Annotated in this window: 23 protein-coding genes and 3 pseudogenes; 17 read left to right on the forward strand and 9 right to left on the reverse strand. The window is 56.9% G+C overall.

Annotation, left to right across the window (positions count from 1 at the left end; translation table 11 throughout):
• Positions 1 to 48: 48 nt before the first annotated feature.
• The 7 genes from ACR0LH_RS12605 to ACR0LH_RS12635 all read left to right on the forward strand — a co-directional run bounded on the left by ACR0LH_RS12605 (position 49) and on the right by ACR0LH_RS12635 (position 7,712).
• Complete coding sequence (locus ACR0LH_RS12605) at positions 49 to 1,494, forward strand: aldehyde dehydrogenase family protein (RefSeq protein ID WP_480721219.1); 1,446 nt, start codon at positions 49 to 51, stop codon at positions 1,492 to 1,494.
• Positions 1,494 to 2,471, forward strand: a complete 978-nt coding sequence (locus tag ACR0LH_RS12610; protein WP_480721221.1) for a membrane dipeptidase — start codon at positions 1,494 to 1,496, stop codon at positions 2,469 to 2,471. The genes ACR0LH_RS12605 and ACR0LH_RS12610 overlap by 1 nt, the downstream gene beginning before the upstream one ends.
• Positions 2,468 to 4,153 carry a hypothetical protein gene (locus ACR0LH_RS12615; RefSeq protein WP_480721222.1) on the forward strand — a complete coding sequence of 562 codons (1,686 nt, stop codon included), beginning with the start codon at positions 2,468 to 2,470 and terminating at the stop codon, positions 4,151 to 4,153. The genes ACR0LH_RS12610 and ACR0LH_RS12615 overlap by 4 nt, the downstream gene beginning before the upstream one ends.
• Positions 4,150 to 4,779, forward strand: coding sequence for a DUF3726 domain-containing protein (locus tag ACR0LH_RS12620; protein ID WP_480721223.1), 630 nt, complete (start codon positions 4,150 to 4,152; stop codon positions 4,777 to 4,779). The genes ACR0LH_RS12615 and ACR0LH_RS12620 overlap by 4 nt, the downstream gene beginning before the upstream one ends.
• 10 nt (positions 4,780 to 4,789) lie before the next feature.
• Complete coding sequence (locus ACR0LH_RS12625; protein ID WP_480721224.1) at positions 4,790 to 5,818, forward strand: Ldh family oxidoreductase; 1,029 nt, start codon at positions 4,790 to 4,792, stop codon at positions 5,816 to 5,818.
• Between the two features lie 254 nt (positions 5,819 to 6,072).
• A complete protein-coding gene (locus ACR0LH_RS12630) occupies positions 6,073 to 7,236 on the forward strand; it encodes a tyrosine-type recombinase/integrase (protein ID WP_480721225.1) in 1,164 nt (387 codons plus the stop codon).
• Entirely contained in the window at positions 7,236 to 7,712 is a 477-nt protein-coding gene (locus ACR0LH_RS12635) for a hypothetical protein (RefSeq protein ID WP_480721226.1), read from the forward strand. The genes ACR0LH_RS12630 and ACR0LH_RS12635 overlap by 1 nt, the downstream gene beginning before the upstream one ends.
• Before the next feature lie 345 nt (positions 7,713 to 8,057).
• On the opposite strand, the pseudogene ACR0LH_RS12640 reads toward ACR0LH_RS12635, so the two are convergent.
• Both ACR0LH_RS12640 and ACR0LH_RS12645 read right to left on the reverse strand, forming a co-directional pair.
• Positions 8,058 to 8,201: pseudogene (locus ACR0LH_RS12640) on the reverse strand (IS5/IS1182 family transposase); the annotation flags it as partial.
• A 133-nt stretch (positions 8,202 to 8,334) separates the two neighbouring features.
• Positions 8,335 to 8,445 (reverse strand): annotated as a pseudogene (locus ACR0LH_RS12645) (tripartite tricarboxylate transporter permease); the annotation flags it as partial.
• Between ACR0LH_RS12645 and ACR0LH_RS12650 the strand changes: the two are divergent.
• Positions 8,439 to 8,522: pseudogene (locus ACR0LH_RS12650) on the forward strand (transposase); the annotation flags it as partial. The pseudogenes ACR0LH_RS12645 and ACR0LH_RS12650 sit on opposite strands and share 7 nt — an antisense overlap.
• 39 nt (positions 8,523 to 8,561) lie before the next feature.
• On the opposite strand, the gene ACR0LH_RS12655 reads toward ACR0LH_RS12650, so the two are convergent.
• The gene (locus ACR0LH_RS12655) at positions 8,562 to 9,800 is read right to left on the reverse strand and encodes an NAD(P)/FAD-dependent oxidoreductase (RefSeq protein ID WP_480721228.1); all 1,239 of its coding nucleotides are present in this window, start codon (positions 9,798 to 9,800) and stop codon (positions 8,562 to 8,564) included.
• Between the two features lie 76 nt (positions 9,801 to 9,876).
• A complete protein-coding gene (locus tag ACR0LH_RS12660; RefSeq protein WP_480721229.1) occupies positions 9,877 to 10,752 on the reverse strand; it encodes a DeoR/GlpR family DNA-binding transcription regulator in 876 nt (291 codons plus the stop codon).
• Positions 10,753 to 10,785: 33 nt separating this feature from the next.
• Here ACR0LH_RS12660 and ACR0LH_RS12665 point away from each other — a divergent pair, with 33 nt between their 5' ends.
• From ACR0LH_RS12665 to ACR0LH_RS12675, 3 genes are read left to right on the forward strand one after another with little or no spacing between them, the layout of a single operon-like run.
• The gene (locus ACR0LH_RS12665) at positions 10,786 to 12,213 is read left to right on the forward strand and encodes an FAD-dependent oxidoreductase (protein ID WP_480495732.1); all 1,428 of its coding nucleotides are present in this window, start codon (positions 10,786 to 10,788) and stop codon (positions 12,211 to 12,213) included.
• Positions 12,203 to 13,453, forward strand: a complete 1,251-nt coding sequence (locus ACR0LH_RS12670) for an NAD(P)/FAD-dependent oxidoreductase (RefSeq protein ID WP_480484921.1) — start codon at positions 12,203 to 12,205, stop codon at positions 13,451 to 13,453. Before ACR0LH_RS12665 ends, ACR0LH_RS12670 begins: the two co-directional genes overlap by 11 nt.
• The gene (locus ACR0LH_RS12675) at positions 13,450 to 14,871 is read left to right on the forward strand and encodes an FGGY family carbohydrate kinase (RefSeq protein ID WP_480721230.1); all 1,422 of its coding nucleotides are present in this window, start codon (positions 13,450 to 13,452) and stop codon (positions 14,869 to 14,871) included. The genes ACR0LH_RS12670 and ACR0LH_RS12675 overlap by 4 nt, the downstream gene beginning before the upstream one ends.
• Positions 14,872 to 14,900: 29 nt before the next feature.
• Here the strand turns inward: ACR0LH_RS12675 and ACR0LH_RS12680 are convergent, their stop codons facing one another.
• The 3 genes from ACR0LH_RS12680 to ACR0LH_RS12690 all read right to left on the reverse strand — a co-directional run bounded on the left by ACR0LH_RS12680 (position 14,901) and on the right by ACR0LH_RS12690 (position 17,244).
• Positions 14,901 to 15,860: an IS481 family transposase gene (locus ACR0LH_RS12680; RefSeq protein ID WP_480721232.1), complete on the reverse strand. Its 960-nt coding sequence runs from the start codon at positions 15,858 to 15,860 to the stop codon at positions 14,901 to 14,903.
• 667 nt (positions 15,861 to 16,527) lie between these two features.
• The gene (locus ACR0LH_RS12685) at positions 16,528 to 16,746 is read right to left on the reverse strand and encodes a GDCCVxC domain-containing (seleno)protein (RefSeq protein WP_480721234.1); all 219 of its coding nucleotides are present in this window, start codon (positions 16,744 to 16,746) and stop codon (positions 16,528 to 16,530) included.
• A gap of 36 nt (positions 16,747 to 16,782) precedes the next feature.
• Positions 16,783 to 17,244, reverse strand: a complete 462-nt coding sequence (locus ACR0LH_RS12690; RefSeq protein WP_480721235.1) for a hypothetical protein — start codon at positions 17,242 to 17,244, stop codon at positions 16,783 to 16,785.
• A 298-nt stretch (positions 17,245 to 17,542) separates the two neighbouring features.
• Between ACR0LH_RS12690 and ACR0LH_RS12695 the strand changes: the two genes are divergently transcribed.
• The 3 genes from ACR0LH_RS12695 to ACR0LH_RS12705 all read left to right on the forward strand — a co-directional run bounded on the left by ACR0LH_RS12695 (position 17,543) and on the right by ACR0LH_RS12705 (position 19,922).
• Entirely contained in the window at positions 17,543 to 18,373 is an 831-nt protein-coding gene (locus ACR0LH_RS12695; protein ID WP_480721237.1) for a class I SAM-dependent methyltransferase, read from the forward strand.
• 186 nt (positions 18,374 to 18,559) lie between these two features.
• Positions 18,560 to 19,252, forward strand: coding sequence for a substrate-binding domain-containing protein (locus ACR0LH_RS12700; RefSeq protein WP_480721238.1), 693 nt, complete (start codon positions 18,560 to 18,562; stop codon positions 19,250 to 19,252).
• A 250-nt stretch (positions 19,253 to 19,502) separates the two neighbouring features.
• Positions 19,503 to 19,922: a nuclear transport factor 2 family protein gene (locus tag ACR0LH_RS12705; protein ID WP_050931671.1), complete on the forward strand. Its 420-nt coding sequence runs from the start codon at positions 19,503 to 19,505 to the stop codon at positions 19,920 to 19,922.
• A gap of 118 nt (positions 19,923 to 20,040) precedes the next feature.
• Here the strand turns inward: ACR0LH_RS12705 and ACR0LH_RS12710 are convergent, their stop codons facing one another.
• Both ACR0LH_RS12710 and ACR0LH_RS12715 read right to left on the reverse strand, forming a co-directional pair.
• Positions 20,041 to 20,262, reverse strand: a complete 222-nt coding sequence (locus ACR0LH_RS12710; RefSeq protein WP_050931670.1) for a tautomerase family protein — start codon at positions 20,260 to 20,262, stop codon at positions 20,041 to 20,043.
• Between the two features lie 263 nt (positions 20,263 to 20,525).
• Complete coding sequence (locus ACR0LH_RS12715) at positions 20,526 to 22,292, reverse strand: adenylate/guanylate cyclase domain-containing protein (protein WP_480721239.1); 1,767 nt, start codon at positions 22,290 to 22,292, stop codon at positions 20,526 to 20,528.
• Between the two features lie 478 nt (positions 22,293 to 22,770).
• Here ACR0LH_RS12715 and ACR0LH_RS12720 point away from each other — a divergent pair, with 478 nt between their 5' ends.
• From ACR0LH_RS12720 to ACR0LH_RS12730, 3 genes are all read left to right on the forward strand, one after another.
• Positions 22,771 to 23,139, forward strand: a complete 369-nt coding sequence (locus tag ACR0LH_RS12720; protein ID WP_480721240.1) for a nuclear transport factor 2 family protein — start codon at positions 22,771 to 22,773, stop codon at positions 23,137 to 23,139.
• 216 nt (positions 23,140 to 23,355) lie between these two features.
• On the forward strand, positions 23,356 to 23,544 hold the full coding sequence (locus ACR0LH_RS12725) for a helix-turn-helix transcriptional regulator (protein WP_480721241.1): 189 nt from the start codon (positions 23,356 to 23,358) through the stop codon (positions 23,542 to 23,544).
• A gap of 13 nt (positions 23,545 to 23,557) precedes the next feature.
• The gene (locus tag ACR0LH_RS12730; RefSeq protein ID WP_480721243.1) at positions 23,558 to 25,771 is read left to right on the forward strand and encodes a VapE domain-containing protein; all 2,214 of its coding nucleotides are present in this window, start codon (positions 23,558 to 23,560) and stop codon (positions 25,769 to 25,771) included.
• The last annotated feature ends 485 nt before the right edge of the window (positions 25,772 to 26,256 follow it).

The following is a 26,256-nucleotide window of genomic DNA, read 5'->3' on the forward strand; positions in this document are numbered from 1 at the left end:
ACAACCCCGCACACTGCGCGCGACCAAAATAGGACTCTGGGGCGCATTGTGACCAAATTGAATCTGATTGCCGGCGAATGGCTGGCAGGTGAATCCGAAATCGAGAACCGCAACCCTTCGGACCTGAGCGATCTGGTTGGCACCTTCGCGCAGGCCAGCACAGATCAGTTGGAGGCCACGCTGGATCAGGCGCGCGCCGCTCAGGTCGAGTGGGCCGCCTACCTTCCCGAGCGCAAGCAGGCGGTTCTGAACGCCATCGGCACCGAACTCATGGCACGGGCCGAGGAACTGGGCACGCTACTGTCGCGCGAAGAGGGGAAACCCCTGGCCGAAGGCAAGGGCGAGGTCTACCGCGCCGGTCAGTTCTTTACCTATTACGCCGCCGAGTGCCTGCGTCAAATCGGCGAGAACGCGGATTCTGTCCGCCCCGGCGTTGAGATTGACGTGCGGCGCGAGGCCGTGGGCACAGTCGCCATCATCAGCCCTTGGAATTTCCCCACTGCGACCGCCTCGTGGAAGATTGCACCGGCGCTGTGCTACGGCAACGCGGTGGTGTGGAAGCCTGCAAACATCACCCCGGCCTCGGCCGTGGCGCTGACCGAGATCATCGCGCGGCAGGACATCCCCAAGGGTCTGTTCAGCCTGGTGATGGGGTCAGGGCGCAGTATCGGTCAACGGCTGGTGGAAAGCCCCAAGGTGAACGCGATCTCTTTCACCGGGTCGGTGCCCGTGGGCAAGGGCATTGCTGCCGCTGCCACTCAGAACCTGACCAAAGTGCAGATGGAGATGGGGTCCAAGAACGCGCTGGCCGTCATGGACGACGCCGATCTGGATCTGGCAGTGACACTGGCGCTGGGTGGCGCGTTTGGCGGCACCGGTCAGAAATGTACGGCCTCGTCGCGCCTGGTGGTGCATGCGGGCATCCATGATGCCTTTGTCGAGAAACTGGTCGCTGGGGCACAGGCCATGAAGGTCGGCCACGCGCTGGAGGACGACACCCAGATGGGGCCGGTCGTCAGTGAGCAGCAGTTGCAAGAGAACCTCGCCTATGTCGAGCTTGGCAAATCCGAAGGCGCGGAACTCGCCTGCGGCGGTGCGCGGCTGCAAATGCCTCATGACGGGTTCTACATGTCGCCCGGAGTGTTCCTGAACACCACCAACACCATGCGCATCAACCGCGAAGAAATGTTCGCCCCCCTGACCAGCGTCATCAAAGTGGACAGCTATGATGAGGCGCTGAGCGTCGTCAATGACACCAATTTCGGTCTGACCTCGGGCATCGTCACCCAAAGCCTTGCCCGCGCCACCCATTTCCGCCGCAATGCTCGCACCGGCGTCGTCACCGTGAACCTGCCCACGGCGGGCACTGATTATCACGTACCGTTCGGCGGGCGCGGAGACAGCTCTTACGGCCCGCGAGAACAGGGCAAAGCGGCGGCGGAATTCTACACCACGGTCAAAACCGCCTATATCAGCGCGGGGACGCCGGACTGATGCGTATCGACGGGCTGCAATACGCCAACTGGTCGGAAAAGATTTTCCGGCAACTGCGCGAAGGCGGCGTGGACGCAATCCACGTCACCATCGCCTATCATGAGAATTTCCGCGAAACGGTTCTGAACTTTGAAAAGTGGAACCGCTGGTTCGAGCAATTCCCGGACCTGATCATGAAGGGCCGCTGGGCCAGCGATATCGACACCGCGCGGGAAACCGGGCGGACAGCGGTGTTTTTCGGCTTTCAGAACCCCTCGCCCATCGAAGACGATATCGGGCTGGTTGAAATCCTGCACGATCTGGGCGCGCGGTTCATGCAGCTCACGTATAACAACCAGTCCCTGCTTGCGACGGGGTGTTACGAGGCCGAAGACACTGGCATCACCCGCATGGGCAAGCAGGTCATCAAAGAGATGAACCGCGTGGGCCTTGTTGTCGACATGAGCCATTCGGCCGATCGTTCCACCATCGAGGCCGCTGAATTGTCCGAGCGCCCAATCGCCATCACGCATGCCAACCCCCATGGCTGGGCCCCTGCCCTGCGCAACAAGCGCGACGCGGTAATCCGGGCCGTAACAGAAAACGGTGGGATGCTGGGCTTTTCGGTCTACCCTCATCACCTGAAGGACAAATCCGCCTGCAAAGTGGAAAGCTTTTGCGAGATGATCGCCCGCACTGCCGACAGATATGGCGTTCAGCATCTGGGGATTGGCACCGATCTGTGTCAGGACCAGCCTGACAGCGTCGTCGAATGGATGCGCGTGGGGCGTTGGACCAAAGAGATCGACTATGGCGAAGGCTCGGCCTCGGCCCCCGGTTTTCCACCGATGCCCGGCTGGTTTCAGGACAACCGCGATTTCGGAAATATCGAGGCCGGGCTGCGCGCGGTTGGTATGAACGAAGATGAGGTTTCGGGTATCAAGGGCGGTAATTGGTACCGCTTTTTCGACCAGAATTTCGGACCGCAGGGAAAATGAACGAAACCGGCCGCCATATCGCCCGCAGAGACCCCGCTCAGGTCATGCGCCTGTCGCGGTTAGGGTCCCTGCACCAATGCCGCCTCAGCTTTATGCGACAGTTGACGCGACGCATGGCGCGCGAGGAATGGACCTTTACCCGGCCTGTTTTTGACATCGACGCAAATGGGGTCGGCCACGCCGTCTATACTGCACAAGGCCCGGACCATGCCTATTCGCTGGTCGCGTTCGCACATGACCTGCCGCCGGAACAACGCTCTGACCGGGTGATTGCCGAAGCTTGGGATGCCACTTTCACGCTGTTTGACGGAGTTCCGACCGCGCAGGATATCGAACGGCTCGCCCAGAATGTTCCCTTGCAAGAGGCCGGCCGCGTCAGTGAACGGGAATTGTCACTGTCGCGCGCGAACCGCTCTGTGCGCTTGTGGGCGCATGTCATCGACAGGCTGGCCGATGGTCAACAACCGGACCTCGATCAAATTTACGACGTCGGCTACCTGATGCGCACGACGGCCGTGTATGGGTCAGGCAAATTCGGCGCGGCGGACCGGGAAAAGACCGCTGACCGCCCGGAATTGAACGCCCCATTCCAGACCGAAATGCTATCGGTCTACCTGACCCGCACATTCGTCCGCGATCTGGTTCAGCACATGGCCCGTGTCAAAGGCAGAGAGAAAACAGCCGATCTGGACCCTGCCATCGCTCGCTGGCTGGGCATCGGCAATTCGACGGGGCTGGGTATGGCACCGTTTATCGTGAACCATCCGATCTTGTTCAACAACTGGATCATGGTGCGCGAAGAAGCAATCTCGCGCGTGCGGTCATTGCCCAGTGCCTCAGACGCGGAAATCGCGCAATTCCAGAGCATTTTTGACCGCAGCAAATTGTCGGTGTCGTGGTGGCAATCCAAACATCCTGTCCAAATCAGAAAGCTGGCGGCCTTGGCGTCAGACATTCAGGCAATCTCGAACCATCTGGACGGGGATGTTCTGACGCAGGACAACCCGTGGGACCGCCTGATCTTGTGGGCTGAGGACGCGCTGAGCGAGGAAGGTCAGGAACTTCTCGCATCGCTGGTGCTCGAGCCATATGGCGATCTGGTCGACGGGTTGGCAAGTTGCATGGCCGACAGCAACCCAAATGCGCAAGTCATCGACGGTGCGATGTCGGTGTCCGAGGTGCGCGATCTGATCCTGAACAACTTTGAATGGGCGCTTGATCTGGATTGGGCGGCCGAGCCGAATTGCGCCCGCGCCTGGTATGTGTCCGAGGAAAAGCTGGAACCCAGATTAGGCGAACGGTTTGAAGAGCCTATCGCCGAATACGAACAACCCTTAGCCCCCGCGCGGGACTCTGCCGCGGCGTATAAGGTGCTTACTGACTGGCGCGACGATACCCCGGTCCGCGACTTCTTGTTGCAGCACCCCGAACATCGGCACACCATCCGGCGCGCACAGATCGGACGTGTCGCCCCTTACGGAGAAATCCACGACAACACGATCAGCGCCGATGTCATGCCCATCGACATGCTGCGCGCCAAGCTCTCGTTTTTTGGCGCGACGCATTTCGATCCACGTTCCGATCGCTGGGTTCGGATCTGCATGTATGCGGGCGCGCCATACCCCGAAGAACTGTCTGAAGACACGGCGGACACTTGGGTCTACCCGGAGCCTGCAGCATGAGCTTTTCGCTAAACGAAATTGAAGCGACCGCCAAACGTGCCGCCCGTGGCGCCGGTTATACTTGGGGTCATGCGGAGGAGGCAGGAAAGGCGACCCGCTGGCTCTGCGCGCATGGGTTGGACGGCGTAGAGGCGCTTGCATCCTTGCTGCAACGGAATCTGGCACAAGCGCCTGAAAAACACACGCCCTGTATTTCAGGCGATACATGGACCGGAACGGATGTGCTGTGTCCGCTTGCCACAGGCTGTACGCTTTCTGACAGCGCGGAAATATTGGGGGCAGCACCCGTCATGCTAACCAATGTGACTGCTCCCACATTGCTGCTGCCATTCGCATCCAACGCAGCACGTTTATTGAACCGAGGCGTCGCGATCACGATCGACGGCGCAGAGGCGCAAACAGATGGGCTGGCCCTGCAACTGTCCGGGGCGATACCGGATCAGGCCCATACCGTTACTGTGCGGTTAGCAGAGGTTGCGCCGCCGACCCAACGGCAGCAGTCACGCGCAACACCTGATCCTGCGGCTTGGTCCGTCCTGACCCGCTTTGCCCACTTCACCTATGCCCCCGCGACTGAAGAATCCCGCCTGCGCGGTGCCGGAGCGGGCCTGTCCGACAACGATTAAAGAGATTGAAATGGTTGAAACCCGCACCCTGACCCTGACCGAAATCGAAGACCTCGCCTTTCGCGCACTTGTGGCCGCTGGTACGAGCGAGGCGAACGCGCGCCCTCTGGCCGTTGCCACAGCCGCAACCGAGGCTGATGGCGTCGCCAGCCACGGCCTCGCCTACATCCCGATCTATTGCGAACATGTTCAGTGCGGCAAGGTCGATGGAGTGGCCGAGCCGGTTCTGTCGCGTCCTCGGCCCGGTGTGGTCACAGTCGATGCCGCCACCGGTTTTGCGCATCCAGCCATCGACGCCGGGTTTGACGCACTGATCCCTGCCGCGCGCGAACAGGGCATCGCAGCGCTTGCCATCCGCAACAGCTATAACTGCGGCGTTCTCGGCTATCATACATATCGCCTTGCACAGGCCGGGCTGGTCGGACTGGGCTTTACCAATGCACCAGCATCCATCGCGCCGTCGGGTGGCTCCAAGCCCGTGGTCGGAACCAACCCGTTCTCGATCGCCGCCCCCGGCACGGATGGCCAACCCGCACTTCTGATCGACCAGAGCGCCAGCACCATCGCCAAGAGCGAAGTCATGAAACATGCCCGTGAAGGAAAACCCATTCCGGTTGGCTGGGCTCTGGACGCTGACGGAAACCCCACGACCGACCCGAATGTCGGTCTGAAAGGATCAATGGCACCTTCAGGGGGCTACAAGGGTGTCGGCGTCGCGTTGCTTACGGAAATCATGGCAGCCGCTTTGACAGGGGCCACTTTGGGCCTGAACGCGTCACCCTTTTCCGGAACGGCCGGAGGGCCGCCCAGGACCGGGCAGTTCTTCATAGCAATAGACCCTTCGTCCACGTCCGAGGACGCGTTTGCCTCAGGTATCGGAGAGCTCGTGTCTGCGATCCGTTCACAAGACGGGGCGCACCTGCCAGGCGACGGTCGACGCGCAAAACGGATAGCTGCAGAGGAAGACGGAGTCGCCGTAAACCTTGCTACCCTCGACAGGATCGCGGCAATTTTGGACTTACTGTCCCATTGGTGCTGACGTCGGGCAGGCGCAGAGGTGGGTGGATGGGAAATAACAAGAAAAGGCTATATTTATTAAATCAGCATTATAGATGAATTTAATGGTGCCCGGGGGCGGCATATTTTTGTTGTTCTTTCCTGTCCGCCGGTGTCCCGAAACACCCTCTATATCACTGAAATTCATTCTCTTATTGCCCTGCTCTGTGTTGAACTGTCCGGATCTATCCGCTACCTCTGGGGGGATAAAAGGGTGGATACAGGAGCATGGTGCACATGCGAGCGCGCAATCGACTTTCATCGGCATTTGTGAAGTCTGCCCCGGTCGGCAAGCATTGTGACGGAGCGGGTCTTTGGCTTGTAAAGCGCGAGGACGGCGGTGCTCAGTGGGTGCTGCGAACAACTGTCCATGGCCGAAGACGCGAGATGGGCTTGGGCGGGTATCCCGATGTCAGCTTGGCCCATGCCCGCGAGGCCGGAGAGCGCTGGCGCGCAGTCGCCAAGTCTGGTCGTGATCCGATTAAGGAACGCGAGAAGGAAGCGAAGGCGGCGCGGCGGGAGGACATCTCGCTCTCGGTGATCACCCAAGACGCATTTCAAGCCCGCATGGCGGAGCTGAAAGGAGATGGGAAGGCGGGCCGCTGGATGTCGCCGCTCGAAAACCACGTCCTGCCGAAGCTGGGGAAGGTTCCGGTGACCGACCTTGACCAGCGCGACATTCGCGACACGCTTGCTCCGCTCTGGCACACGAAGGCAGAAACGGCTCGCAAAGCGCTCAACCGGCTTTCCATCGTCCTGCGCCACGCGGCGGCTCTCGGTTTGGACGTCGATTTGCAATCTACCGAGAAGGCGAAGGCGCTCTTGGGCAAATCCCGGCACGTTGCGAAACACATCCCGGCGATGCCGTGGCAAGAGGTGCCGGACTTCTATGCCAGCTTGTCGGAGCAGACCCCGACGCATCTTGCATTGCGGCTGTTGATCTTGACCGGCGCTCGCTCCGCTCCTTTGAGGAACCTCCATCTGGATCAGATCGATGGGGATGTCTGGACGATCCCCGGCGAGGCTATGAAGGGGCGCAAGGGCGCGACCGAAGACTTCCGTGTCCCCCTGGCGAGCGAGGCGCTTTGCGTGATCGAGGCAGCCCGCCCCTTCGCCCGAAACGGCTTCCTCTTCGTGAATTCCCGCAAGGGCGTGATCAGCGACATGACGATGAGCAACTTCATGAAGCGGCGGGAATTGGAAGCTCGCCCGCACGGTTTCCGAACGTCGCTTCGCACATGGCTGGCGGAGGCAACGGACGCGCCGCATGAAGTCGCGGAGGCGATGCTGGCGCATTTGACCGACAGCAACGTGGTGCGGGCCTACAGGCGAACTGACTATCTTGATCAACGACGTGAGTTGGTCGAACGCTGGGCGGACCACGTGACGGGAGCGAATTGATGGAGCAGGCGGAGATGATCGACTTCGTTAGAGGCCTATTTGAGCGCGATGGCGGGTTGGACGAACCAATCCCCATGACCTTGGAGTTGGCGCGGGGGTTTGTTGAGGGAACGCTGCATATTCCTCAACCAAACGACTTCGATCAGGTAAAAGAGCTGGCTGCAAAGATGCTTCGAGATGGTGATGAACTTCCGGGTTGGCTGGCCGCGTTTGTTGCTGACGTATTGGACGGGTACGAACCGCCCAAACAGCGCGGTGGGCTTCCCAACAAGCACTGGGTCCGAGACAGCAAACTCGCAACGTGGGTGTCTGAAGTTGCTGCCGAGTTCAAGCTGCCGAGATACGCGAAGAACTCTCCGAAACTCACCGCTGCCAAGGTCGTTTCACTCGCGACCAAAGAAATCGATGAATTGCCATTTGTTGGCGTAGACGTGGTGGAGAAAGCCGAAAGAAACGCGTTCAAGGCATCTCGCTAGGGTCAGGACTTACTAATCGTAGCACATTACCTTCTGGGTAGAGCAGACCTTGGTCCATCGCGCAGCGAGCGGCTGCTTCGAGCCCAAGCCGTAAGTTCGTTTTCTGTGCTGCGTGCGCTCGCAGAACGAAAATTACTGCAGACGCATTATCTTCAGCGCCTCAATTCAGCATCGAAAGCTGCCGTTCGAGCCAAGCGTGGCGAGGCTTCTTTGGACGAGAAACAGGTCGCGGGAAAATCGGTCTTTCACCCGTTTCGCAGGCGGTTCGAGAGCGCGAATAAATGGTTACCTCAAGGTCTGCTCCGTTTTTTTGACTTGCCTGGTTGCATCAATCCGAGGCATCCCTTGCCGCCCACGCTTCCCGGTCGGCGGAGGCTTCCACACCATTTCAGGATCGAACCAGATAGTCAGCGATCCTCGTCGCTTCAGCGTTTCATTGTAAGCCGACCAGTTCGTGGTCTTGTACTTCGTAGGGGCCCAACTGCTCATGCCCTCACGCTATCATGCTGGATTTACACAGTGAATCCCTTACGCGATTTACGCAACAAGGCCCCTTCAGAAGACAAGCCTTGTTCACAAATGTTCCAAAATCTGTCCGATTTTACAGCTTCAGGCCAGTTAGGCCCATAATGACGGCGGCCACGGAGTTTCCCGGGACCCCTAATGTCAGGGTTGGGATCAATGTCGCCGCGACGTCAGCATTATTGGCAGATTCCGCCGCCGCGATACCTTCCCCTATACTCACCAGACCTCAACCCAATCGAACAAAAATGGGCAAAGGTAAAAGCCTTAAGACGGAAAACAGGACAATCACCAGAACAACTCTTCAAGCACAAAATTTGAATCAATTTATGTCGGGTTAGCTATATCGGCGCGGGTTTTTGAGGCTCGGGCAGCGGCGCAGCGCAATTGAAAGGCTTCCTCAAAAGGGTTTACCTTACCAAATCGATCCGTGCGGAAAGGGTCGATATCAAAAGCGGGTTGTTGCCCTAAGATCAAATCGCTGATCGCGTCGCCTATTCCGGCGGAAAGCGTGATGCCGTGACCGCAAGCGCCCGCCGCGGCATAAAGGCCAGAGATCTCTGGAACAGGTCCAAGCAGCATTTTTCCATCCGGTGTATATGAAGATAGTCCGGCCATGTAATGGGAAAATTCGGCATGTTCGATTGCTGGGAAGAATTGCGCAAGGCCCTGATAGGCATCTGCAAGGACATCCCAATGCTCTTCGCCTTTTGTGGGCGAAAATGTGGCGGGGTCGTCTGGCAGCGCGCGAGCGTCAAATGTTGCGGAACGGGTTTCTTGCACGCCAAGGACCAATCCCCCAACTTCGGGGCGTGTATAGGCGCCAATATCGGCAAGGATCGTTATCGGGTGTTCTAGGCCATAGATATCCGAGGGTTCGGTCATCCAATAATGGCTGCGTACCGGGGCCATGGGCAAGGGAAAACCCGCGTGTTGCGAAAATACGGCCGCCCAAGCGCCACAGGCATCAATAACGGTGCGACAGGCAATCCTATCGGTATCGGTCAAGACACCCACAACCCTTCCTTTGTCGCGCAGAACATCTTTCACATTGGTGCGCGGCCGGATCACGACCCCACGCGCTCGCGCGGCCCGAATATAGAACATCGTCAGAAGATAAGGATCAATATAGCCATCGGTAGGCATAAAGGCCGCCTTTAGGATGGTATCGGTATTCAACCACGGCACCATTTCGCCAATTTCGGCAATGCTGGGCCATTGCACCGGAATATCCCATTTCAGCGCATCCCTGGCCGTGGTCTGCAACTCCGCCACACGCGCTTGTGACACGGCAATACGCAACGAGCCGACCTGATGAAAATCCGCGTTTTCGCCCAGCTCGTCTTCAATTTTACGTATGGTTTCAATGGTTTGCTTTGCCATTGGTGTATTTGCCGGCTTGGTTGATGCTTGCAAAAGCAATCCTGCCGCCCGGCTTGATGCTGCGCTTGCAAGCTCATTGCGCTCTAGCAACAGGATTTTTCCAGCGCCTTTGCAGGCCAAGTGATAGGCGATTGACGCGCCAATCACACCGCCGCCAACAATGATATGATCAAAAACGTCCATTAGAACCTCGAAAGGGGAGAGAATAGGTCTGTGCGGGGATGAAGCAGCGGTGCAAGAAGGCGTTCGGGCGCGCCGGTCATAGCACCTGAACCCTGGCTTGTGACAGCGCATCACGCATTTTTGCACTTGGCAGAGCATTGGATATAAGAATGTCGATTTCCGCCAAGGCACATACCGGATAGGCGGCACGCCGCCCGAGCTTTGACGCATCGGCCAATATGACGGTTCGTTTTGCCTTGCGTGTCATCGCCCGTGCAATTTCGGCTTCGTCAAAACTAAAATCGCAAACCCCACTTTTTGGACAGATGGTTCCGGCCGTGATGATCGCGTAATCGGCGTTGAAACGGTTGATTTCCGTGACCGTCGCGCTGCCAATGGTTTCGCTATTATCGCCTTCAACCCAGCCTCCAAGCATGAAAACCTTGGGCCCGTCAGGTTTTGCGGCCAGAAGCCCGGCAATCTTCAGGGAATTCGTGACGATTTTTAACGAGTTTTTCCTGACCAACGCTTCGGCGGCAATAAGTGTTGTCGAGCCCGTGTCCAAAAAGACCATCTGATCGCCCTGCAACCATGCGGAAAGCTTATCGGCGATGGCCCGCTTTTCCGCCAAATTGGCCTTCATGCGCGCGTAGAACGGGCCTTCATCATTCTGGGGGACTTGTTTTGCGCCCCCATGGATTTTCAAAAGCTTTCCGGCATCTTCCAGCACCGATAGATCGCGGCGTATAGTCTCGGGCGAGGCACCGAGCTCATGGGCCAATGTCTCTACGCTGACCTCTCCCAATGTGGCCACCATGGCGGATATGTGTTTCCGCCGCTCGGTTGCGCGCGCGGTCAAATTCCTGTCCGAACAGATATCAAAAACACGCTCGCCCCCTTCTGCAAAACGGTAGTAAGTTGACCGAATACGTGTTATTGACTCGAAATATACCGAAAAATATGACCGAAACAAGTAATTTCTGGGTTCACCGCAACGGTAGTGCGAATGCTTAAGCGTGAAGAAATGCCCGAGGACTGTTTTGATATTGCCATCATAGGGGCGGGCATTATCGGGGCGGCGATTGCCCGTGGCTTGGCTTTGGAAGGGGCGCGCGTGGCTGTCCTTGAAAAAGCTATGGACCCTTTGGACGGGGCCTCGAAGGGCAATAGCGCCATTTTGCATACGGGTTTTGACGCGCCGGTTGGATCGCTCGAACAGCAATGTGTTGCCCGGGGGCGCGAGATTTATCTGACGATACGTGAAGATCTTGGCCTTCCCCTGCATGAAACCGGCGCGATGGTTTTGGCCTGGAGCGATCAAGAGGCCGAAAAATTATCTGGTCTTTTGCAACAAGCCCATGAAAACGGTGTCGATGATGCAGCATGGATCGATCGCAACGATATTTTGGCGCGCGAACCGGCCTTATCCGATCGGGTCATCGCCGGGTTCGAGGTACCTGGCGAGCATATAATAGACCCTTGGACAACCCCTTATGCTTATCTGACGCAAGCCTTGGCCCATGGTGCATCATTTATTCCAGGCGCCGAAATCATGTCGGCAAGGCGCGACAATGACATATGGTCGCTGAATACCTTGCGCGGGTGCATCAAGGCGAAAGCGGTGGTGAATGCCGCCGGTTTATATGGCGATATCGTCGAAGAAAGGCTTTTGGGCACGGCGACGTTCAAGATCAAACCCCGCAAAGGCCAGTTTGTCATTTTCGACAAGGCTGCCGCGCGTCATTTGCGCTCGATCATTCTTCCGGTGCCGAATGACCGGACCAAGGGGGTTGTTCTGTGCCGCACGATTTTTGGCAATATCCTTGTGGGGCCAACAGCCGAAGAACAAGACAGCCGCGAGGATGCCTCGGTCGAACGAGAGACGCTTCTTAGCTTGCGGGCGCAGGCGATTGATATCCTGCCAGCTTTGGCCGATAGCGAAGTGACAAGTGTCTATGCGGGCATCCGTCCCGCGACGGAACGTAAGGAATATCGTATCATCGCGCGGCCTGATATGGGCTATGTCAATATTGGCGGCATCCGCTCGACCGGTCTGAGTGCGGCACTGGGGCTGGCGGAACATATTATCAAAACCCATGGTGACGCTTTGGGCGCACAACATTTTGCAAACCCACCGGTTTCTATGCCTGAAAAAATCGCCTTGCAACATTTGTCCGATTATCATCAGCGGGATTGGCAACGGCCCGGTAATGGCGGGATCATTTGCCATTGCGAAAAAGTAACCCATCGCGATATCCAAAACGCCCTTGCTGGCCCTTTGGCCCCTCGCAGCTTTGCCGGATTGAAGCGCCGGACCCGTGTATGCATGGGAACTTGCCAAGGCTTCTATTGCATGGCCGCAGTTGCGGCGGCCACAGGTGATGTGCTTGATGTTCCTATATGCGTAGAAGGCCAAAATCCCCATGACCGTTGAGCGTAAAGAGCTGTGTGATGTTGCAATCGTGGGGGGCGGCCCCGCCGGTTTGACACTGGCGGCTGAATTGCGGCATCTTGGTGTCGAGCGGGTGATCGTCCTTGAACGCGAGGCCGAGGCCGGGGGTATTCCCCGCCATTGTGGCCATTATCCGTTCGGGATCACCGAATATAACCGCCTTCTGAAGGGCCCTGATTATGCGCGGTGCAAAGTCGAAGATGCCGAACGTAAAGGGGTCGATCTGCGCACCGGCACAACCGTGACCGCGCTTCACCCGGGCGGCACGCTCGAGCTAAGCAGCCATGCAGGAACCGCAACGATCACAGCGCGGCGCGTTGTTCTGTGTACGGGCGCGCGTGAAGCAAGCCGCCCTCAGCGGTTCATTTCAGGAAGCCGCCCCCAAGGGGTTATCACCACCGGCGCGCTTCAGGCTTTCAGCTATATTGAAGGTCTTGTCCCCTTCAAAAAACCCGCGATTCTGGGGACCGAGCTTGTGTCTTTTTCTGCATTGCTGACCTGCCGACATGCGGGCATTCAGCCCGTCGCGATGATCGAGGAAAACCCGCGAATCACAGCGCGGGCATTCAGCCGCCTTTTGCCTGCTGTCTTGGGTGTTCCCATTCTGTCCCAGACCAAATTGACGCGGATTTTGGGCAAAAACCGTGTCGAGGGCATAGAAATCGAGCGCGCCGATGGCCGTAAAAAGGTTTTGGATGCCGATGGTGTCATTTGCACAGGCCGGTTCCGCCCCGAAGCAAGCTTGATGCGCAATGGCCATCTTGCGATTGACCCGAAAACGGGCGGGCCCTTGATCGATCAATTCATGACGACCTCTGATCCCAGCTATTTATGTGCGGGCAATCTGCTTAGACCCATTGAAACCCATGGATGGTGCGCTGAAGAGGGACGGCAAGCCGCGCGGATTATTGTTCAGGCGCTTGGGCAACCGGACAGGGCCGAGCCCCGGCGCCAAACGCCAATTCGGATCACGAGCCCGGCAATACGCTATGTTCTGCCTCAGCACCTGTCCACAGCTTGTCTCGGGGCGCATATGCCCAATCTACAACTTCGCCTGAACCGCCCCGCGCGTGGGCGGCTTGTGATTTCGGCGGATGGCAAAACCATCTGGTCGCGATCCATAAATTCCGTGCCCGAGCGCCGGATTCTCGTGCCGATTGCCCCCCTTCTGGCGCATGGCGCGACCACAAGCATCACTATCGGGCTGGAGGAACAGGATTGAGAATAGGCGCGATTGATCAGGGCACTACAAGCACCCGCATTCTGGTTCACGACAGCACAGGAAAAACCCATATTGCCAAGGCGATTGGGCATCGTCAGATATTGCCAAAACCTGGCTGGGTTGAACATGATCCGGAAGAGTTGATCCGGAATATTCAAGCTTGTCTTGACGCGGCCGGGCCACTGGACGCGGTCGGGATCGACAATCAGGGGGAAAGCTGCCTTGCTTGGGATGCCATCACCAAAGAGGCCCTAAGCCCCGTCATTGTCTGGCAGGATGAACGGACGAATGATGTGGTGGCCCGGCTGAAGGCCGACGGCGCCCAAGACCTTACACTTTCCAGATCCGGATTGCCGCTTGATAGTTATTTCTCGGCAAGCAAACTGGGCTGGATCCTTGAAAACGAACCAAAGGCGCAAAAGGCCCATAGGCGTGGTAGCTTGCGGTTGGGAACGAGTGATGCATTTTTCGTTGATCGTCTGGCCGGGCGTTGCATCACCGATGTTTCGACGGCCTCCCGCACCGCATTGATGAATCTTGAGACCTGCGATTGGGATCCGGATCTTTGCGCGCTTTTTGGCGTCCCGATCGATACTTTGCCCAAGATTGTTTCGAATACCGGTGATTTTGGACAGATCCAAGGCAGCGAAACCACGACCCCTCTGACCGCGTTGATCGTGGATCAACAGGCGGCGCTTTACGGCGCTGGCTGTCGCCTGCCGGGCAAAGGAAAAGTGACTTTTGGCACCGGTGCTTTTGCGCTGATGTTAACCGGCGACACAATCTGTCGGGAACACAGCAAAGGCCTATTGCCGACCGTTGCCTGGCGCAAACAAGGGCAAGCGGTAAATTATGCCGTTGATGGCGGCGTCTTTGCGGCTGGAGCCGCCGTTAATTGGGCCCGCGGATTGGGATTGTTCAACCAATTCGACGAAATCAACGCCTTCGATAAACCAAGTGCCATTTCCCGTGGCCTTGCCTTTGTTCCGGCACTTGCCGGGCTTGGCTGCCCCCATTGGAACAGGCGTGCACGTGGAACATGGCTTGGGCTTGGGCTTGACGATGGGCCCAAGGATTTGATGCAAGCCTTGCTGGAAGGAATCGCCTTTCGCGCCGCTGAGGTGATGCGCGCAATGACAGAAACCACGGCTGCCCGCAGCATGTTTTCAATCGATGGGGGTTTGACGGCCAATCCCTATTTTTGTCACGTTTTGGTAAATGCATTCCAGCAATCCCTGCGCCTTCAGAAGAATGCCGAAGTGACCGCGCTGGGCACCGCATGTCTTGCCGGTGAGGTCATCGGCATACAAAACGTCCCGGCGCAACTAAACCGCCAAATCAACCCCGACAGAACTCAAAACCACCAAAATACCTTCGCCAAAGCGATTGCCCTCGCGCAGGAATGGGGAAGGGAGTGATTTGGCAAAGAACGTATTTCAACTTCATGCTAGGTGTTCAGTCCCGGCATCTGGTGGATCGGATTTAGAATGAAACGAACTGGTTTTGATGTCCAGATTTTGCAGATGCATTCGTAGGGAGTGAGACCGCTCAGAGTTTTGAGCCGACGCGCGAAGTTGTAGGCTTGCAGGAAGTCGCTGAGATGGCTGCGCAGTTGGTCGTGGCTATCGTAGTGATACCGCTTTACGGTCGCGTCTTTGATGGTGCGGTTCATGCGCTCCACCTGTCCATTGGTCCAAGGATGGTTCGGTTTGGTCAGACGATGTTCGATGTCGTTGGCCTCGCAAATTAGGTCAAAACGCATCTTGCGGAATGTGACGCTGTCGCGGTTCCGGGGCTGCTCTGCGAACTGGATGCCATTGTCTGTCAGGATCGTGTGAATTTTGTACGGCACGGCTTCAAGAAGGTGCTCCAGAAACTCCCAGGCTGTCTGGCGATTGGCCTTTTCGAAAAGCTGCGCGACTGCGAACTTGCTGGTCCGGTCAATGGCTACAAAGAGATAGAGCTTGCCCTCCTCGGTTCCGACTTCAGCGATATCGATGTGGAAATAGCCGATGGGATATCTCTTGAACTTCTGCCGTTTGGGCTTGTCTCCACTCATGTCTGGAAGGCGTGATATCCCGTGACGTTGCAAACAGCGATGCAGAGAAGACCGTGTGAGGTGTGGAATTGACGACTGCAAAGCATAGAGACAGTCATCCAGAGGCAACAGAGTATGCCGCCGGAACGTAACAACCATGGCTTCCTCTTCTTCGCTGAGAACGGTCGAGCGTGGTTCCTTCGGCCCGGTCTTCTGATCCTCAACCGTTTTGCGCTTCCGCCATTTGGCTACGGTCTTGGGATTGATCCCCAGTTCCCGGCTCAGCTCCGTGATCGAAGCTTGCGATCGCTGTATGTGAGCTCTGATGGCGTGCGTGGTCGAGGCGCTGCCATGACGAATTTGTCCCATAGTGCTTCCTTCCATTCAAACGAAAGGATCACACCATCAAACCGTGGGATCAAACACCTAGTTGTCAAGCTGACAGCTGCGCTGTCCAAAGTTTTGCCGGAGCCATGATGTCATGTGTCGAACAAGCACTTCCATGCGCGGCATCCGAGACAACCACTGTTTTTAGCAAGCGAGACCGTAAAAATCATCGCAATCATGCCCGTACCCTACCAGCCCTTAGGCAGTTCAGCGAATGCTCGGGGATGAATATTGGGCCTTTCATTTGTCTTGGCACAGCCGCTCATACGAACGTCTATTCAGCACAGCAGAGTTCGGGCAAATGGTCGAACCGTCGAGTTCCCTCTAGCAGCGCAAAGTTTCTGCGTGGATAAATGACGCAATGTCCCGCACTTGTGCGTCCGCCCGCGATGCAGCGAAAAGTCACTCTGAACTTCACCGCCCGGAGCAACGTAGAATGACCGAAAACGCGAAGTGCGCGGCGTCGCGGCGTAATGTCTGCTGCACTCGCAAAGGAATGCTGCATCGGCGCTAGACGCACGTGCATAAGGCGGCTCCGTCCGCTGATATGACATCTGAAGCAGCCGTAACGAATGTTCGCAACACACTGTTTGCCCACAGTAACGGCAACACACTTCTTCCCCACAGTGTTTTGGATCACGCAAATTGATCAGCCGCAACACGACCCACCTTCTTGGATCGGCGGACAAGGCACGGTTCCGTAGGAGCAGTAGACGCAGCAATCGCCTGGCAACGGCTTGATCACAGCCCCGCATGAGGTGCACTCGTAGAACCACTGACAGGAATCGGTCGGCATGGTCTCGACTGCCTTGTTGCCACACTTCGGGCAAGTGAGTTCGCTTTCAAGGATGATGTTCAGATCATTCATTGTGTCACGCCAGAGTTTTTGAAGATCGGTGCGCGCTCATTCGGGTTCAGGGCCCACAGTCAATATCTTGCCGTTGCTCCAAACCAGCGCTTCATAGCACACCTCTGCGCCAGCGCCGCCACACCAACCTCCGTCACGTCCAAAAATAAGGATACGGTCATGGCCCCAATCAATGAGGCGCCAACCAGTTGCCTGCCAGGCCATCGTCTCACCGTTCACAATGAGATTAAGCATGCAACCACCTGTGCCGCAGTAGAGCGACGCAGCGGATGAGCATGCGTATTGGCTTTCGTCCACAAGTTCCGCGTCCACGGTCCCAAACTGAGAGCGCAGTTCAATCTCAATGACAGCATCGCCCTGATCAAACTCGCCGTTCTCGAAGGCTTGGCAGTCCGCAGCTGCGCGGTCGATGAGTTGTTGCGCTTCGGGTGACAACGCCGTTGCTGAGCCAGCGCTCACAGTAAGCGCGACCAAAGCAGCCAAAATCTTTTGGACCATCTGTCAATTCCTCCCGTTCAATCGGCTACACGATGTCCGGCGAGAGCCAAAAAAAGAACCGTAACACGCTCTTTGCCCACAGTAACTGCAACACAGTTCTTCCCCACAGTGTTTTGGGAACACGGTCGAAGACAGCGCGTTGCGCGACAACTTTGGGGAACGGCAGCAATGCTACGATGGGCGGTCATCTGATGGTTTTAGTCAGATGTCTCAGAAGAGCCCGGAGCAGACGGAATAAACCCGCATATCGGGTGCTGCGAAACTGTGCTATCTTAACCGCTAAGATAGGAGGGCTCAAATGACTGATGCAAAGGCTATTTCAGATCACTGGGGCAAGGGAGACGTATACTCCCGAATTCTAGAAACGATGGAGCTGGCAGGCATCGATCCCAACTCTGTAACAGTCGAACAACTCGCACCTGTGGATCATTTTCATGCGAGAGGGTTCCCCGCGACCGTTGAACTAGCAGATGCGTTACCGATCAAAGAGGGTGATCGACTTGTGGACATCGGCTGTGGGCTCGGCGGTCCCGCTAGGTATCTGGCAAAACGGTTCAACTGCCATGTTGACGGTATCGACATAACGGCACCATTCGTAGACGCTGCCAACAAACTGAGTGTGCTCGTCGGGATGGAAAGCGCAGTGGAATGCCGACACGGTGACGGGCAGAAGCTCTCTTATGGTGATGAAACATTCGATGGAGGCTACACGCAGCACGTCACAATGAACGTGCCCGATCGAAACGTTTTCTTCGGCGAAGCCTTCCGGGTACTGAAGCCTGGTGCATTCTTCGCGCTTACGGAACATGGGCTGGGGGAAGTAGGCGAGCCACATCATCCGGTGCCCTGGTCAGAAGACGGAAGCGGCGCCTACCTGATGCGGCCCGCCGATACAGTTGCCGCGCTGGAAAAGGCCGGTTTCGCCGACATCAAGGTCGCCGATACAGGTGAAAAGTATTTGCAGGGCTACAGACGCGCCATCGAACTTGCCGAGAAAGGTGAGGCACCGGTATTTGGCACTCATATTCTGTTAGGCAAATTGGCTCCGCAAATTGTGCGAAATGCTGCCCGGAACATCGAAGAACGCCGAACCCACCCCGTGCAGATAATCTGCTTCAAGCTCAAATAGGTTAGTTGCCGAACTTTGAACGCAAGGACTGCTCCTTCCCGCTGAGCAGCCTTTCAGTCAAAATCGGTCGGCGTCTGCTCAGCTTCCAAGTCGAACTGCTCTATTATGCAAGCATTGCAATGTTCTCAGCCGCAGAGGATCGTGCAAAGATAATACTGGGGCACACCGTCAGAAATCTCATCTGCTATGCCGAACGAACTGCGCATTTTTGTACCGGTGGCGATCCGGGCGATCATGAATAACCTCGTTCCGCGCTTGGAAACGGCAACGGGTGCATCGGTCATTCAGTTGGTTGATCTCAACCCCGTCATACCGGAGCGCATCTCGGCGGGTGAAGCTTATGACATCGGCTTAACCAACCCCTCTTACGCTAAAGCGCTCATCAAAGCTGGAAAAGCAGACGCAGCCAGTCACCGAGCTTTTGGACGTGTGCCCCTTGCCGTTGGCCGAAAAGAAGAAACCGCAGGCTCAATCAGAAAAGACCTTGTGACTATCAGAGCCCTTTTGCATGAAGCCGACAGCATCGCCTACACGGGTGCAGGTACAAGTGGCCGCACCTACCTCGATGTGATCGAGCGGCTCGATCTGAGTACTGCACTTTTACCAAAAAGCCTGGCCATGGGTGGTGGCGAGCCGGTCGCATCCGTCGCCGCTGGCCAAGTTGAGCTTGCAGTCGCTCCGCTGACCACGGTGCTTGCAACACCAGGGGTGGTTCCTGCGGCAATCCTACCCGAAGAGCTTGGGACTCATATCGATATGTCGATATTTCTTAGTCGAACCTCACAGACCAGCGCGGCATCTGCCCTTGAATTTCTGACGGGAAGGGCACTCGATGATGAACTTGCCGCAGCGGGCGTCCTGCGGTTCGAGTTGGATTGACGCGGATCGACAGAGTTGCGCCATTTCTGAAAGAGATTTGCGGCTACGCCCGCACACCGGGCAAATTTCGCACGTCTAGCAGACGGCCGGTCTAAGTTAACACAGCCAACCTATTTACGTTCTCTGTCGCAATTTGGATGACCGGCTAGGCAATGCTACACTTCCGGGAAGAGAAGCACGCGAAGGATGATGGGCAAAGATCACAGCCCATGGGAATGGGAATTGCATTCAAGACTTGGGAGGGACAACGATGACTGATGAAGAGGAAATTCGGGCCCTGATCGGCAATCATTTCGAGCCGATGACTTGGGGAGAGGACAGTGTGCCCGAGTGGGACAAGTTTCGGGAGGACTTTTTGCCCGAGGCGATCCTATGCGGTGCGGCCCGACCAGTGCAGGTCCGACCGCTCGAAGCCTTCATCGACAGAATGGAGAATGTCGCGCGAAAGAACCTGCACAGCTTCGAGGAACATACGCGTGGCATGAAGATCATGCGCTTTGGGAACATTGCCGTGGTGCTAGCCATGTCTGAGCTGACTGAAAACGGGACCGAAGTGAACCATGACATCAGTGGCTATCTTCTGGTGAAGTCGGAAGGCCGATGGTCGATCGCAGCGCACGCATGGGAACCGGCAGGGGAAGATAATCCCGTTCCCGAAGACTTGCGCTAACTTCAGTTCCTGCGAGCATTGCGTCTTTGTCCGCAACGCGATCACTCAGCCAATCTCAGCAGCGATCGCCCGGAGCTCTGAGTGGTGATCGACGCTCCTCTGTCCGTACACCCAAAGGCTAGGTCTTGTCGTTCTTGATGCTCAGTCCGACTTCTGTCGTGAAGACCTGGTCAGCGAACCCCCACGCCCCACTTTGAACTTCGTGTATGCGACAGGACGTGTTTTCAAACATTTTCCCACCAGCTGCGTCGCCGAAGGCGCGGATCACTGACCTTATGATCCGTTCCTTGTCGTCTGCGTCAAACACGCCTTCAAGGACCTGGATATCGATCTGAGGCATATCAATCTCCTTTGTGTTTTGAACATGATATCAGGCGGGTGTTGGCGTGCAATGACTGCTTTGAGCCCTCGAGTTGCCATACAGCCCCGCATTTGCGACGACCGCTATCGACGATAAACTTGGCCAGTCGTCATACGCGTGAATGCATCATCCACACTTGCTGTGAGCCATCTTTCGAAATCGGCGTGAAAAGACTATGTAGCATAAGATCGAACCCTGATCAGCAGTACCTATAGCGCGTCGATCCAAGCTGTCATAACGCCTCACTTTTGGGGCAATCCCGACTGCACGAGACATTCGAAAAACCACTCTTTGAAGTCTTCGTCCGCGGCGTAGGAAAGGTTTTGACGTAGGTTCTCAACGGTAAGGTCGGGTTGGCGCCGCATTGCTTCAGCGACTAAGCCCTCTGCGCGTTGATTATTTCCCAAAGCGACATGAGCCGCGGCAGCGTCAAGCGCTGGAAACATGACCGAGCGAATCTCCTGAACGCCAATCTCGCCCCATTCAGCTGCTTCACTGTATCTTCCAAGTCGCATCAACGCCCAGCTGCCCAGCGGAAATCTAAAAAGCATCCTAGGATCAAGTGGAGAAAGGCGAGCGCCGATTTCGAAATCCTCGATTGCGCCCTCCGGATCGAGTCCGAGCGACTTGACCTGTCCCCGCTCGTAAAAGCCGGCAGCCGAGTTCGGATTGAGCGAGATGCCATTTTCAATTGAGCGCAAGGCACCGCTCCAATCCCCACTTATGCCAAGCAGCATTCCCCTGGTGACATGTGGGGCGCTGTCCAGCGGATCAAGTGCCGCGGCTTCACGGCAGAAGCGAATGGCCTCGTCGATCGCCGATTGCGCCTCATCGCCGCGGAGCACATTCTGAATGACAAGTGATCGCAAAACTAGGGCGCGAGCGGCTAATGGCCGTGCAAAACGTGGGTCAAGCAGGGTAGCTCTTTCAAAATGGGAAATTGCCTTTCGCTCTGCTTCCAGCTTGGCTTCGGAACTCTCGGCTTGCTGTGCGGCGTAGTGCGCAGCTATTCCAAGGTGGTATGCAGACCACGCATCGAGGCTCTCCGGCCGGCGTAGCTGCGCCCGACGCTGTTCCTCCAGTGAAAGAGCTCCCTCGATCGCCGCACACACACACTGCGTAATCTCGTCCTGAATCTCAAAAATATCGTCTAGTATACGGTCGTAACGGTCGGCCCAGATATGAACTCCTTGCTGGGAATCGACGAGTTGCGCGCTTACACGGATTCGCGTTCCCGACGCGCGAACGCTGCCGACAAGCACATATCTGACATCCAGTTCCCGTCCGACTTCGCGCGCATCGACAGAACGTCCCTTATAAACAAAACTTGAGTCCCGCGCGATGACCAGCAGACCGGCAAGCTTTGAAAGCCCGGTTATGATCTCCTCGGCGAGCCCGTCTCCAAAGAAATCCTGTTCGGAGTCGGCTCCCATTGTCGTAAATGCCAGCACCGCGATAGAGGGGCGATCCAGCGGAGCTGGTTCCTGCGGCTCAATCTTTGGGAACACGCGAGGCATCCATTGGAAGGTGCGGATCGGGCGGTCGACGTTCTTGAGCTCAATTTCGCCCATATCTTCAAATGCTATGTCTAATTTATCCCTGACCTGATCAAAGACTGAGGCAGCGATGCAGATACCGCCCTGCGGCGCGGCGGCCTCCAATCTAGCGGCCAAGTTCACACCATCGCCGAAGATATCGCCATGCTCAGTGATAACATCTCCCAGATTGATCCCAATCCGATACGTTATCCCGGCCGGTGACGGATCTTCTGCTAGGTTTTTCTGGATATCCAAGGACGCCCGAACGGCTTCAAGGGCCGAAGGGAACTCCACCAGCAATCCGTCGCCCATAAGCTTGACGATGCGCCCGCCACGGGAGTTCAGCGCGGGTTCGATAATCAACTTCCGAATTGATTTGATGCCCTCTAGAACCCCTTCCTCGTCTTCCCGCATAAGTCGCGTATAACCGACAACGTCTGCCGAAAGGATGGCGGCGAGGCGGCGATTCATTGCCCGTTTCTCCATTCTAGAATACGGGATGGTCACATAAACCTAGAGCCGCCTCAAGTGCGACAACATCTGCCTAATCCCGCCCACCAAAGGACGACTGGTTATTTCGTAACGCGTGGTGGCAATATTGAATTCACCCCTGAGCCCACGAGACTTTGAAAACTGGTGGCCGAAGTCAGGTCTTAGAGGGATTGCAGACGTCAGCTTTGCTCAGTTGATTGACCGTTTTGTCCCGCTCAGCAGCCGTTGAACTGGGCAAACCACCGAGAAACCTGACCAGAACGGTCAGATGACCGGTTAGAGCCCAGAGTTCCTGTTCCAAAACTCATGTCAATTCACGTATTGGACCGAATTTGCGCGGCACGTTCAATCGCCGGTCACGCGGCACGCTCCGCGGACCGCTCACTTGCATGAATAACTCTGACATGGAGCCTGCCCTACGTGATAGCATATTCAGGTAATTTTCGAGGAGAATCAGATGGCAGGCGACAACTCCAAACGCACCGCAAGCGTGTTGAAGGTTACAGATCGCTACTATCATGCGATGGTAAACGCAGACGAAGAGACGCTTCGCGCACTTTTTGAGCCGCGCGCTCCCATCATGGGCTACTATGAGGGAGAGTTTCTTTGGCAGGCCCTAGATGATTTTGTCGATGAAACGAAAGGTCTGATCGGGCAGCATGGCCCTCATGAAACCCGGTTGGAGAGCCTGAAGATCGACGGGGATATCGCCTCGGTCTGTGTTTCCGGCAGATATGCCGGTGTTTGGGTGGTGGATCATCTCTTGCTGATCGAGATCAACGGTGCGTGGGTCATCACGAGCAAGTCTTTCCACGTGAGAAGCTGAACAAACCGCCCCGGCCAGGACAGTTGCGGTTTCGCACTGAACGTCTGCTATGTCCGCAGATCAGTCGTTCAAGTCTGGCGCCTTGAACGACCGCTTCCAGTCCGTTTTTTAGGTCCTGACCCTAGGGGACGTTTTTCGACGAAAGCTATCCCTGAGTAGATCAAAACAGAGCCCGATACTTCTGCACCATCCAAAACGAAAAAGGATGGATGCGACATGTCGGAGAAATACCTGACCCTAGCCGAAGTGCGCGCGAAGGTGGGGAACCGCTCTCGAAGCGCGATCTACATCGACCTCAAGACTGGGCGACTGCCTCAGCCATTGAAGCTGGGTGGTAAACTCTATTGGCCTGAAGACGAACTCGACAAACACCTGCGCGACCTTCGCGAAAAGGCCGTCGGCTGAAAGAGGCCATCGCATGGAAAGCATCGAATTCCTGAAGAAGTTTCGGCCCGGTGGACCGTGGCCCCTGACCTTCATCGTCCCCGATGGGCGGGTCACGACGACAACCTTTTTCGATGACAGGCTCGACCAGATGGAAGAGGCGGTCGAACTTCGCACCGGCCACGAAAATATCTATTTTCAGGTCAACAGTTCCGGCGAAAAGAACCTGACGAAGAAGGCGAAGAAGGATGACATCGTCGAGGCGGAATGGCTCCACGTCGACGTCGATCCCCAGACGACCGATGCCAAGCTCTTCGACGCGGAGCGGGCGAACATCCTGAAGACCCTGAAGGAGTTCAACCCGACGCCCACCCTGATCATCGACAGCGGCGGCGGCTATCAAGCGTTCTGGCATCTCGACAAGCCGGTGAAAGTTGACGGCGGAGACTGGACCGAATTCGAGAGCTACAACCGATGGTTGGAAATGGAGCTGGGCGGCGACCATTGCCACAACGTCGACCGGATCATGCGTCTGCCGGGGACGATTAACATCCCGAACGCGAAGAAGCGAGCCAAGGGTCGCGAAGAACGCGAGACGAAGGTCGTCCACTGGGACGACAAGCTTCGCTACGACCTTTCGAACTTCCAGAAGGCTCCCAAGATCGACGGCGGGACGAAGGCTGATGGTGGGCGCGTTGCGGTGTCTTTGTCAGGCAACCTCCCCCGGCTCGATGACGTCGGACCGGAGCTGAAGGCGGTCGCCACGGAAGGCGAGTTCCATCCGTCGGTCCCGATGCTGATCGTCAACGGATCGGACGTCGAGGACGGCAACCGCTGGAACGGAGACCGATCGAGGGCGACCTTCTATGTCGTCTGCGAGCTGGTCAGAGCGGGCGTGCCGGACGACTACATCGCCGCCGTTCTTCTCGACAGCACCTTGGGCATCAGCGCCCACACGCTCGACCAAGGGAACCCCGAAGGCTACGTCGTCCGGCAAATCCAGCGGGCGAAGGAGGCGCTGGATGGTCCCCAGTTCGCGACCGACAAGAACGGGGTCCCGATCCGGGCCTCTTTCCACAATGCGGTCGAGGCACTGAAGCATCTGGGCGTCCACATCTGGTTCGACACCTTCGCCGGTGTCGCAATGGTCGAGGGTCACGCGATCCAAGACTTCGCTGGACCGGTGACAGACGCCGCCATGGTCGATCTGCGACGTCTGATCCGGGAAGAGTTCCGGCTGGAGGTCGGCAAGGAGAACCTTCGCGACGCCTTCGACGAGATCGCCCAACAGAAGAGACGCGACCCGGTCGCCGACTACCTTCGAGGACTGGTCTGGGACGGCGAGGCGCGGCTCGATCACTGGTTGGAGAAGACGTTCGGGGTCCCAGATGACGAGTATCATCGAACCGTCGCTCGCGTGGTGATCTCGGGTATGGTCCGGCGCGTTCTTCATCCCGGCTGCAAGTTCGATCTGATGCTGGTCCTCGAAGGGCGGCAAGGTCTTTTCAAATCCGAGAGCTTCAAGGTCCTCGCTGGGGAGGATCGTTTCTCAGATGCCGCGATCTTCGCGAAGGACAGCGGACGCGACCGGGGCGAGCTTCTGGAGGGATGCTGGATCAACGAGAGCGCGGAGCTTGACGGCATGTCGAAGCGCGAAGTCGGCGATGTCCGGAACTTCGTGACACAGACCTTCGACAAGTATCGGCCCGCATATGCTCACCACGTCGTTAGGGTCCCCCGGCGCGGCATCCTCGTCGGCTCGACGAACGACAGCCACTGGCACCGGGACGAGACCGGCGGGAGACGGTTCCTGCCGGTGAAGGTCGCTCAGAAGGGGGACCTCGACTGGCTTCGGGAGAACCGGGACCATCTCTTCGCGGAGGCGATGGCTCGCCGGGACGAGAAGGTCTGGCTCGAAGGCGAGGCGGAGCGGGTTCAGGAGGCGGCGATGAAGGACCGGCTCTTGGACCACGCTTGGGACGATCTTTTGGAGAATATGCCGCCGGAGGAATGGTCCGACGGCTTCGCGAAATTCTCGTCTATGTATATCATGAAACGTGTCCTCCAGCTCTCCGACGCTGTCATCGCGCAACCCGCGACCGCAAGGACCTTGGCGGCACGGATGAAAGCCCTCGGATATGAGAAGGCAAGCCTTCGGTTCAGTGGTGTAACAGACTGGCGCTCTAGTGTGACATCGAGGGGGTATCGGAGGCCCTCGCCCATGCCACGAGGGGAAATCCCGATCTAGTCACACCATGTCACCGCAGCCGTCACGCATCTGTCATGGGCGAAAAGCTAAACGAAAACAATGGCGTCACACCTGTCACATATCTGAGAGTAGGAACGGTCCAGGAGAGGGGAAAATGGGGGAGGTAATTCCGCGCCCAGAACTGTTTCGCAAAGTGGTGTGACGGTGTGACAAAGTCCCTACTTTGGGCCGATTGCCGGACCCAATCCGCCTGATCCGCCGCCTAAAAGCAGGTAGCAAACTAAAGGTGGATAAAAAGCTGGACTTAGCTGCACAAATATCCATCAATTCGCAGCAAAATAAGCTGAGTAATGATCTAAAATGGTGCATGAGATGGGCACAGTATGCGCTTTTTAGGCATGTGCTGTCTTGCACTTGGGAAATGAGACCCGAGCCCTCGCTTTGCCGAGGAGGAGCAATCCCGTTGACTTAATAGACCACCTTTAGGCACGAATTTCTAGGTTCCAGGCGTCCATATCATTCCT

Source organism: Ruegeria sp. CL6, from assembly GCF_056536465.1.